The sequence below is a fragment of the Candidatus Poribacteria bacterium genome, assembly GCA_009839745.1.
Taxonomy (GTDB): domain Bacteria; phylum Poribacteria; class WGA-4E; order WGA-4E; family WGA-3G; genus WGA-3G.
Window position 1 is genome coordinate 1 of sequence record VXPE01000088.1, and the last position, 2,298, is coordinate 2,298.

Annotated in this window: 2 protein-coding genes (1 of these 2 only partly in view); one reads left to right on the forward strand and one right to left on the reverse strand. The window is 45.2% G+C overall.

The window, feature by feature from the left end:
* On the reverse strand, nt 1-1,486 hold a 1,486-nt coding region (locus F4X88_14180; protein MYA57438.1), incomplete at its 3' end, for a leucine-rich repeat domain-containing protein.
* Nucleotides 1,487-2,140: 654 nt separating this feature from the next.
* On the opposite strand from F4X88_14180, the gene F4X88_14185 reads away from it, so the two are divergent.
* Nucleotides 2,141-2,298, forward strand: the 5' portion of a protein-coding gene (locus F4X88_14185) for a hypothetical protein (protein ID MYA57439.1). Its footprint extends 115 nt past the window's final position; the window shows 158 of its 273 coding nt (coding positions 1-158); its start codon is at nt 2,141-2,143; its stop codon lies beyond the right edge, outside the window.

The window sequence follows — 2,298 nt, forward strand, 5'->3', positions numbered from 1 at the left end:
GTGCGGGTCCCTCGATAGGTGTCAACGCTTCTAAGGTAGCGGTGCCGGTGCCTCGGGTGAGTTCTGTCTCTACAGTGATGTCCTCCTTTTGAAAGCCGTTGACGCGTTCAGAGAATTTGAGAGTGAGGGGGAATTCTTCGGTGGGGCGCTCTTCTGGGTAGTCTTCAAACGTTACGATCAGGCGGTCGCCCGGACTGCCGGTGCTCGGTGGCGGTGCCTCACAAAAGGTGAATCGGACAGTCTGCCCCGCTTCAGCGAAAGCCTCTTCAGCCTCTTTTTTGAATGTCTCATCAATGTGGAGGGTTCTTAAGCGAGACAAACTTGTAATCGGGCTGATGTCCGTATATGGGTTAGCACAGGCATATAACAGTCTGAGGCCGGTCAATCCTGAGAGCGGACTCAGGTCACTGACCCGATTTTCGCTAAAGGTTAAAGCCGTAAGGGTGGTCAATCCTGAGAGCGGACTAATATCACGGATTTGATTGTCAGTAAGAGTTAGTTGGATGAGACTGGTCAATCCTGAAAGCCCACTAATATCACTGATTTGATTCACATGAAGCCATAATATGGTGAGACTGGTCAATCCTGAAAGCCCACTAACGTCACTGATTTCATTCTCCTGAAGGTATAATATGGTGAGACTGGTCAATCCTGAAAGCCCACTAATGTCACTGATTTCATTCTCATAAAGCCGTAAGTCTGTGAGACTGGTCAATCCTGAAAGCACGCTAATGTCACTGATTTCATTCGCATGAAGGTGTAATTTGGTGAGACTGGTCAATCCTGAAAGCCCACTAATGTCACTGATTTCATTGTTATCAAGGAGTAAATGTGTGAGACTGGTGAATCCTGAAAGCCCATTAACGGTTTTGATTTGATTATTAGAAAGGTGTAGCTGTGTGATATTTGCCAATCCTGAGAGCTCACTAATGTCACTGATTTCATTGTTATTAAGCTCTAAGAAGCCCTTGAGCTTGGTCAATTCCTTAAGCACGCTAATGTCACTGATTTCATTGTCGTTAAGCTGTAAGTTTGTGAGCTTGGTCAATCCCTTAAGCACGCTAATGTCACTGATTTGATTATTAGGAAGGTCTAACTGCGTAAGGTTGGTCAATGTTGAGAGCGAACTAATGTCACTGATTTCATTCTCATTAAGCCGTAAAGATGTGAGACGGGTCAATGTTGAGAGCGGACTCAGGTCACTGATTTCATTTTGAACCAACTCTAATGTCAGTAGGCTAGTTGCATACTCCAAGCCGCTAATATCCGCGACTTCCTTATTATTAACTGATAGACTCGTGAAATTGCTATCAGCTAGGTCTGCTCTGGTGATAGGATCCGTGGAACCGAGTCCCAATCTGGTGCGAATTACCGCAGCTAAATTAGCATCTGGAAACGTCACCGTCTGTGCCACAACAGTGGCGTGCCAACTGCTTACCGAAAAAACAATTAACGTTAAGAGCGCATACAGGGTTTTCGTCATCATAGGTGTCTATTCTCCTTTAAACCTTGTGTTCACTAGAATTTAACGTGAGTTTGATAAAAGTGGGATGTCGGATTTCGCTACCGCGATTGCCCCGAAAGGGTGTTTTGAAAAGGGTATATTTGCCCAAATTACGTGTTTTTTTGCATATTTACCGCTGCATCTGATAAAAAAAGTGCGTGTCCACACCGAAGCCCGTCCAAGCGCGAAGAAGCTGTGACAGCCCCAAACGCAGCTGTATGAACGGAGATGTGAAGCGGTTATGCTTATCATTTGTAGAGTGGGGGGGGGTAGGAACGCTTGTGAGTCTTGTATGCGGTGAGCCTACAGCCCTGAATACACGTTCCTGTTGAGACGCAGAAAACACCTGTTTCGTGCCGTTAACGTTAATGTGTTTATTTTGCATACGGAAGTGTCTCACTCACTTTTTTTAAGCATTATATCAAAAACCGCAATTTTAGACAAATTAAATGATAAAAAATCTTGATTTTTTCCATAAAGGCCAGTATAATACTCTTATGCTGTCCTATTGGGGGCACCCATGCAAGAATCACCTTTACCATGAGCCGTGTGGCACTCGCGAAGCAGCTCGGCGTGCCAATAAGACCCTGCCGCGTGTTAAAGCCATCAGGTTGTGGACGAATGGAGAAAAGAACAATGAACAATGATACGATAACAACTAAAGAGATGTTTGAGTTACTGCGTTCCGATATACAAAATCAGTCTTCGGAACTCAAGGCAGAGATCACGGAACTCAAGGCAGATATCGCCGATGTCCGATCAGAACTCAAGGCAGATATCGCCGATGTCCGATC